The following is a 6,873-nucleotide window of genomic DNA, read 5'->3' on the forward strand; positions in this document are numbered from 1 at the left end:
TTCAAACATGACCGGAAACAACGCCTCCGGTGGCCCCAAGAAGGCACGCATTGAGATCATCCCCCTCATTGACGTCATCTTCTTCCTGCTCGCCACCTTCATCCTCTTCACCCTCTCGCTGGAAAAAATCCAGTCGCTGCCTGTCGAGCTCCCCAAGGCCGCCCCGCCTTCCGCAGCCAGCAGCCAGGAAGACGACACCATCACGCTCCAGGTCTCCGAGTTTGGAAACTGCTACTGGACGTACCGCAAAACCACCGAGCTGATTGACGTCAGTGACGTTCGCCCTAGACTCCAGAACTACAAGGCCAACACCGCGGATCCCCGGGTACTCATCACCACCGACGACCGCGCCAAGTTCTCCCTCGCCATCAGAGTCCTCGACGAAGTCCGCTTGGCTGACATCGATAAAGTCTCGGTCGAAACCCGCGTTCGCACGACTGGCCGCTAACCCCACGAAAGCCCACACACTACCATGCGTCGCGATCTCATTCTTGGCGTCATCGCCTCCCTGCTCATTCACGCCGGCCTCTGGGCAACCTCCTTCTGGCCCGATGAGCCACCGCCTCCACCAGTCGAAGAGGCTCCTCCCACCATCGAGTTGATGGAAATGCCGGAGCTCGATCTTGAGCCCGAAGAGGAGGAAATCTTCGAGTCCGACGAGCCCGCCGAAGCTGTTGAGTTTGCCCCGCCGATGCAGACCGACGTCCCCCAGCTCGTCTCCGTCGATTCCTTTGTCCAGCCCGTCCAGCCCCCGCCGCCACAAAGCCTGAAACCCTCGACCGGCACGATCAATATCCCCACCGTGCGCCAGACCGGCTTGGGCAAGGGCGTCGAGATCTTCGACATCCGCAACCTCGACCAGCAGCCGCAGCCGCGCTTCCGCGTCCAGCCGCAGTACCCCTTTGAAATGCGCCGTGCGGGTGTCGAGGGCGAAGTCCTCGTCGAGTTCATCGTCGATAGCAACGGAGAGGTTCGCAACCCCTTCATCGTGCGCTCCAGTCAACGCGACTTTGAGCAATCCGCCATCCAGGCTGTCAGCAAGTGGAAGTTTCGCCCCGGCCGCAAAGGGGGGCGCAACGTGAATACCCGCGTCCAACAGCTCCTATCCTTCACGCTTCAGCAGGATTAATCGCCCCACATGAACCTACTTTCCCCGCAACTAAAAGCAGTTCGCCACTCCGCGCTGGGCCTCTGCCTCGCGCTGGGCCTGCTCGGAGCAGGAGCCCAGGTCGCCACCGCCCAGCAAGCCCCGAGCAACCAGCCCTCCGAGCGCGCCGCCAACGACCTGGCAAAGATCCAGCCCCTCATTGATGGGCAAGACTGGAACGGCGTCGTTGAGCTGATGCAGACGATCCTGCGCTACGCCGCCCCCAATAGCTTCGATCAAGCGCTGGCCAACGACATCCTCTCCAAGGCCTACCTCCAGCTTGGCGACTACGCGACCAGCCTCCCACCTCTGGAGCTCGCTTACAACCTCGGTGCCACCAACAGCTTCTTCGACGAGAAAAGCCAGCTTGAGCGGCTCTACCTGCTCGCCCAGCTCTACTATCAGGAAGCCTCAACGGTTAAGGTGCCGAGCACCCAAGCCGAATACCTCACCAAGGCCATTGAGCGCATTGAGCAGTGGATCAGCCTGCAAGATGAGCCCAGCCAGGACGGGCGGATGTTTTACATCTCGCTACTCTACAACCAGGCCACCCGGAATCCGGAAAATATAGACATGGCCTTCCTGAAGAAGGCCCAGGAGCAGTGTTACCTAGCGCTCAACTCCGAGCTCGCCCCCAAGGAATCGCTCTACCTCATCCTCATCGCGACCCTACAGCAAGAAGGCGACTTCAAGCGCACGACCGAATACCTGGAGCTCCTCGCCAAGCAGTACCCCACCAAGGCCACCTACTGGCAGCAACTCTTCGCGACCTACTCCAACCTCTCGGTCGAGGCAAAGCGCCCTGAGGAATCCGAGTCCTACAGCCTGCGGGCCATCTTGACCCTGGAGCGGGCCCAGGCACTCGGCTTCATGAACACGCCGAAGGACAACTACAACCTCGTCGGCATCTACTTCAACATCGGCCAGTTTGGCAAAGCGACAGACCTTTTGCACGCGGGACTACGCAGTGGCGCGATTGAGCCAGATATCAAAAAATGGGAGCTCCTCGCCTACTCCTTCCTGCAAGTAAACCGTGAGCTCACCGCGATTGAGGTCCTCAAGGAGGCCATTCAGGCCTTCCCCGAGTCCGGGCAGCTCGACAACCAAATCGCCCAGATCTACTACTCGCTCAACCAAAGCGAACAGTCCTACCGCTACCTCAACAGCGCACTCGCCAAAGGCGGCCTCGATAACATCGGCGCCGTACACTACTTCAAAGCCTACATCTGCTTTGAGCTCCAAAAGTTTGATGAAGCCCTGGTCGCCATCAACCTCGCGGCCGAGCTCCAGCGCCCCGAGAACCCGCAGCTTCCCGGCCTGCGGCAGGCCATCCAGGACGCGATCATCAACAGGGAAGCCGCCACGCAGGCTCTCTAAAGTTTAACACAGCAACCAACAAAGCCCCCTCCCCCTTCAGCCCCTCCCCAGTTTATGAAGAAAATTCACGTCCTCTTCCCACTCATCGCCATGATCCTCTTCTTTGGCTACTGGTGGAATTATAACAAACAGTACGAGGCCGCCCAAGAGGCCAAAAAAGAGCAGGCCCAACAAGCACTCATCGCCAAGCGTGAGCAAGAAGCGCGCGACCGCGAGCTCGCCATCAAGCTCGCCATCGAAAAGCAGGCCGAGCAACGCCGCGAGCGCGAAGCCCGTGAAGCCAAGCGCCAGCAAGAACGCGAAGAACGCCAGGCCGCCCGCGAGGCCCGCGAACGCGCTGACCGCGAACGCCAGAAACTGCGCCGCCAAAGCGAACTGCTCGACCAAGACATTGTGAAAGAGACCGAAGCGGTCACCAAACTTGAAGAGCGCAAACAGTTCCTCCTCGCTGAAGAACGCTTCCTGCGCGACTACGTTCGCTTGGCCGAGTCCAACGAAGGTGGCGTCACCGAAGCCATCCAGCGCATTGCCGCCGCCGAGGCTGCCCGCGCCGCTGCTGCCGCCGAAGCAGCTCAAGCCAATCGCCGCTAAGCCCAAAAGCGTACACACACGCCAAAACTCACCATCCCCCCCTCACCCCTTTCCGTTATTCACATGAAAAAATGGCTCTATTTCATCGTTCCCACCCTTATGCTGGCGGTGTTCACCTTCTTCTATCTCTCTCAAGCCAAAGAGCTTGAGCAGCAAGAAATCGCCCGCCAGGAGCTCAAGGAACAAGTACGACAAGCCGAAGAGGCCAAGCGCGCCGCGATTGAGGAAAAGGCCCGCCAGGACGCTGCCGAACGCGCAGCCGAGCGCGCAGCCGAAGCCGCCCAAAAGGAAGCCGACCGCATAGCCAAATGGGAAGCCGAAGGCCGCGAAATCCAGAAGGCCACCGATGAGTTTAACGCCGAGGCAAACCGCATTTCTCGGGAAATCTCCGAAAAGGAAATCCGCCTCGACTCCCTGCGTAAGCAAAAAGACCAACTCAATACCGACGTGCTGGAAGCTGCCAAACGGGTCGAGCTGGCCCAAATCGCCAAGCGCAACGCCGAACTCGAAATCCAGCGTAAAACTGAACTCATGGTCCGCCGGGTCGAAGCCAGCTCCGTAGCCCAAATGCCCGAAGCCCCAGCCGCTACCTCCGGCCGCCGCCGCTAAACCGCTCAGCCGAAAGGCTCCCCAAAGGGCGGGGCTCCCACTCAGCCACAAAACCGATCCGGTTGGATCGGTTTTTTTGTGCCTTGGAAAAAATAACTACGCGCCAGATCTGAATACAGTCCGGATTAAGTTGGCGGGCTATCCGTGGCCAAAGGCGAGGACATCGATATGTTGGCAACCCGCTCTGCGCAGTACTCGAGCACAACTATTCAGCGTGGCCCCAGTTGTGAAAACGTCATCTACGAGCACGTAGCGTTGCTCAGGGTCAACTCGGGCACACTTGGCCAGTGCAAAAGCATTTTTCAGATTTTCCAGACGGGCACGTTTATCGTATCGAGTTTGCGACCGGGTGTTTTGTATTCGGCGTAGCAAGGACGCGATCTTGATGTTACTGGCCGCACGAACTTGGCTTTTGGAGCTCACTGCTCGGCTGATTGCCTGGGCGAGGAGTTCGCTTTGATTGTAATCGCGCTTTCGTCTCCGGCTTGGGTGGAGCGGCACTGGCACGAGCACCGCATTGTTTAACCATTCTGCAAGGGCAGGAGAGCGGGAGAACAGCGTTTGAACATCTTCCAAAACGTAGAGCCCTCGATGATACTTTAATGTGTGAACCAGGCTGCGTGCGGGGCCTTTCAGGAGGACGCAGCAACGCCCCTCACTGAAAACCGGATCAAGCCCTTCGCAATGCGGGCATAGGCGTGTTTCTACTGCCTCACTGAATACACCATGAAACGGGTAACCACAAGTAGTACAACGAGGCGGCTTGATAGTGTCTATACGCGCGGCACACTGCGTGCACAGATGCCGCAGCGGGCTCTCGCGCCCGACTCGCCCTCGACAATGGACACAAGAGCGTGGAAAAAAGAGATCGATAAGCTCCCTCGCTCCATTCCTTGTCCACTGTGACAGTGCGAGTTTTATATCCATATCTAACCCTTCAAAAATGGATCAGGGCAGAAACTCAGCAAACACACTAAAAGAACTGCGTAATTATAAAAAATCCGTGTAGGTAATTACTACACGGACTGGATTATTTGATTCCATAAAGAGCCTTTTCTAATGTGACATAAGCCCGTTATGAACATTGACTACACAGAAGTCAGTGACTTTTTAGACTCATAACTCATTGGTAAGTAACATCAATTTTTAGTCATATGTTTCGCAAGTTACGAACTTATGAGTAATCCCTGTATTTACCGATTCGAACGTCGGGCCTGTTTTTCCTCGCGCTCCTTCTTTTTGGTTTCGCGTTCCGCTTTGCGGGCTTCTCTCTCTCGCTGCTTCGCCTCACGTTCAATCCGCTTGGCTTCGCGTTCCGCATCTCGCTCTGCTTTGATTTTGGCACGCTCGGCTTCGCGATCAGCCTTCATTTTGGCGCGCTCGTCTTTGTTGAGCTTTCCGTCGCCGTTGGCATCATATTTTTCCAGGTCGGCTTTGCGTTTAGCTTCGCGCTTGGCCTTATCCGCAGCCTTGCCCGCAGCGATTTCCTCTTCCGTGATGATGCCGTCCTTGTTGGTGTCGTAACGCTTGGGCGGTTTGGACACCTTCTTTTCAGTTTTTTGAGACTTTTCCGAGGCCGCCTCTTGAGCGTGCATCGGAGCCGCAGAAAGCGCAACGGCGAGAGCTAACACAGAGAGCAGGGTATGGGGCTTCATGGCCGCGCAGGGTACGCTTGGCCCCCCTGATTACAAGCGGCAGGAACAGATTTATCGGCATTGGGAAGTACGCCCCCGTTTGCCCTTACCCGAAAATATGGAGCTCGCGGCCGCTTGTGTCCCAAACCTGAGGTAAAACAACCAGAAACGCCCTCAAACCGACACTCCTTCCCGTTGAGCCCTTCTTTCCTTCTGTTCGTCTCGGGGCGGGGAGATTCGAACTCCCGACCTCCTGCTCCCAAAGCAGGCGCTCTACCAGGCTAAGCTACACCCCGAAAAACAAGAATCGTAGACAGCGGAGAAGTGCGGGCGACTTGTCAACCGCTGTGCGAGTTCCTCGCCCCCCTTCTTTTTGTAGAGTCGGTACCGCGAGGAAAAAAACGACAACAGGCCGCCAACGGGCAGGCCGACGAAAACGGAACTCCGGCAACACGACTGGCCCGAGGCCAAGCCCCAAACCAGGCTCAGAGGAATAGGCCAAGTTGATGGAGGGCGGAGGCTATGCGCTGGGCACTTAGTTGCCGAGGTTCAAGCGGATGAGGGGCTCGCTGTCGGCTTCGGCGGGCACAGCAGAGGATGCAGACGCGGACGGCGAGGTCGCTTGCGAAGCGGATGACGCGGGGGAGCTCGGGGCGGCACTTGTGGCGACGGAGCCGGGGAGCGCGCGGGTAACTTGCAGGCTCATCAGGCGCTGGTTCCACAGGCTCATCGGGTCGATTTGTGCGACTTGGGCGGCGCGTTGTTGAAAGCTATCCAGATCGCCGGCGACGTGTGCCGAAATTGCGAGGTGATAAGCCGCCTCGGCACGGATCGCCACCGAGACGTTCGGCGCGTCGGCCAGTGCAGCGAGCCTTTCCCGGCCTTTCGCCGCTTGCTCGCTCTTGAGCTGCGAAACAGCCAACCCCAGTGCCGCACGATCCGCAAGCACGCTGCCGCTCACCAGCCCGCGAAGGCTTTGCTCATAAGCACTCGCTGCTTTGGAATAGTCACTCGCCTCGTAAGCCGCATCAGCGACTTGCAGCCAGGCCACGCCGCCGAGCTCGACCGCTCCATGCTCTTCGGCAAATCGGCGCAGTCCCTCCGGCGTTGCCGCTGCCACCGCGTAATCCTGAGCGAGCCGCTGGCGCGATTGCGCACCGAAATAGTCGGACGCACCGCGGGCCACGATCACCACCAGCACCACCGCACAGAGTAAAAAGATGAGCCGCCGGTTGCGTCCCCAAAATGCGTTGAGCCGATCTTCAAAGCCAAGAGCTGCGACAGCACTCGCCGCCTCGGGCGAAGTCGGGGAAACCGCGTTGGGAGAGGCAGACGTGGAAGAGGGGGAAGCGCTCATGCGGAAAAATGGAGATGGCCTGTGCTAAAAAGCCTCCACCGAAACAAAGGCGGCCCTGCCCTGTAAAGGGTTGATCCGGTTTTTCTTTGTCCACTACGCGTGGGGCGGCAGGCGGTGCCTGCACCCATTTACTGTGCGGCTTGCGGGTTGTGCGTTCC

Annotated in this window: 8 protein-coding genes, 1 tRNA gene and 1 pseudogene; 5 read left to right on the forward strand and 5 right to left on the reverse strand. The window is 58.4% G+C overall.

What is annotated here, in order from left to right; all coding sequences use genetic code 11:
* Positions 1-7 precede the first annotated feature (7 nt).
* From AXK11_RS05705 to AXK11_RS05725, 5 genes are all read left to right on the forward strand, one after another.
* On the forward strand, positions 8-448 hold the full coding sequence (locus AXK11_RS05705) for an ExbD/TolR family protein (RefSeq protein WP_068630209.1): 441 nt from the start codon (positions 8-10) through the stop codon (positions 446-448).
* 24 nt (positions 449-472) lie between these two features.
* On the forward strand, positions 473-1,129 hold the full coding sequence (locus tag AXK11_RS05710; protein ID WP_068630202.1) for an energy transducer TonB: 657 nt from the start codon (positions 473-475) through the stop codon (positions 1,127-1,129).
* Positions 1,130-1,138: 9 nt separating this feature from the next.
* Positions 1,139-2,524 carry a tetratricopeptide repeat protein gene (locus AXK11_RS05715; RefSeq protein ID WP_068630203.1) on the forward strand — a complete coding sequence of 462 codons (1,386 nt, stop codon included), beginning with the start codon at positions 1,139-1,141 and terminating at the stop codon, positions 2,522-2,524.
* Positions 2,525-2,578: 54 nt separating this feature from the next.
* Positions 2,579-3,115 carry a hypothetical protein gene (locus AXK11_RS05720; RefSeq protein WP_068630204.1) on the forward strand — a complete coding sequence of 179 codons (537 nt, stop codon included), beginning with the start codon at positions 2,579-2,581 and terminating at the stop codon, positions 3,113-3,115.
* Positions 3,116-3,178: 63 nt separating this feature from the next.
* Entirely contained in the window at positions 3,179-3,724 is a 546-nt protein-coding gene (locus AXK11_RS05725) for a hypothetical protein (protein WP_068630205.1), read from the forward strand.
* A 138-nt stretch (positions 3,725-3,862) separates the two neighbouring features.
* Here the strand turns inward: AXK11_RS05725 and AXK11_RS10220 are convergent, their stop codons facing one another.
* The 5 genes and pseudogenes from AXK11_RS10220 to AXK11_RS05740 form a co-directional block, all read right to left on the reverse strand.
* Positions 3,863-4,300 (reverse strand): ComF family protein, encoded by a 438-nt coding sequence (locus AXK11_RS10220; protein WP_231865775.1) that lies wholly within the window; start codon positions 4,298-4,300, stop codon positions 3,863-3,865.
* Positions 4,301-4,417: 117 nt separating this feature from the next.
* A pseudogene (locus AXK11_RS10225) lies at positions 4,418-4,651 on the reverse strand (double zinc ribbon domain-containing protein); the annotation flags it as partial.
* Between the two features lie 266 nt (positions 4,652-4,917).
* The gene (locus AXK11_RS05730) at positions 4,918-5,379 is read right to left on the reverse strand and encodes an EF-hand domain-containing protein (protein WP_156469221.1); all 462 of its coding nucleotides are present in this window, start codon (positions 5,377-5,379) and stop codon (positions 4,918-4,920) included.
* Between the two features lie 201 nt (positions 5,380-5,580).
* A tRNA-Pro gene (locus AXK11_RS05735) sits at positions 5,581-5,654 on the reverse strand.
* A 239-nt stretch (positions 5,655-5,893) separates the two neighbouring features.
* Positions 5,894-6,715: a tetratricopeptide repeat protein gene (locus AXK11_RS05740; RefSeq protein ID WP_156469222.1), complete on the reverse strand. Its 822-nt coding sequence runs from the start codon at positions 6,713-6,715 to the stop codon at positions 5,894-5,896.
* Positions 6,716-6,873: the final 158 nt, after the last annotated feature.

This window comes from Cephaloticoccus primus, from assembly GCF_001580015.1.
In the GTDB taxonomy this organism is placed as follows: Bacteria; Verrucomicrobiota; Verrucomicrobiia; order Opitutales; family Opitutaceae; genus Cephaloticoccus; species Cephaloticoccus primus.

Excerpts from the sequence above, each read along its gene's own strand:
- AXK11_RS05705 (WP_068630209.1), top strand. The coding sequence starts at position 8 with ATGACCGGAAACAACGCCTCCGGTGGCCCCAAGAAGGCACGCATTGAG.
- AXK11_RS05710 (WP_068630202.1), top strand. The coding sequence starts at position 473 with ATGCGTCGCGATCTCATTCTTGGCGTCATCGCCTCCCTGCTCATTCAC.
- AXK11_RS05715 (WP_068630203.1), top strand. The coding sequence starts at position 1,139 with ATGAACCTACTTTCCCCGCAACTAAAAGCAGTTCGCCACTCCGCGCTG.
- AXK11_RS05720 (WP_068630204.1), top strand. The coding sequence starts at position 2,579 with ATGAAGAAAATTCACGTCCTCTTCCCACTCATCGCCATGATCCTCTTC.
- AXK11_RS05725 (WP_068630205.1), top strand. The coding sequence starts at position 3,179 with ATGAAAAAATGGCTCTATTTCATCGTTCCCACCCTTATGCTGGCGGTG.
- AXK11_RS05730 (WP_156469221.1), bottom strand. The coding sequence starts at position 5,379 with ATGAAGCCCCATACCCTGCTCTCTGTGTTAGCTCTCGCCGTTGCGCTT.
- AXK11_RS05740 (WP_156469222.1), bottom strand. The coding sequence starts at position 6,715 with ATGAGCGCTTCCCCCTCTTCCACGTCTGCCTCTCCCAACGCGGTTTCC.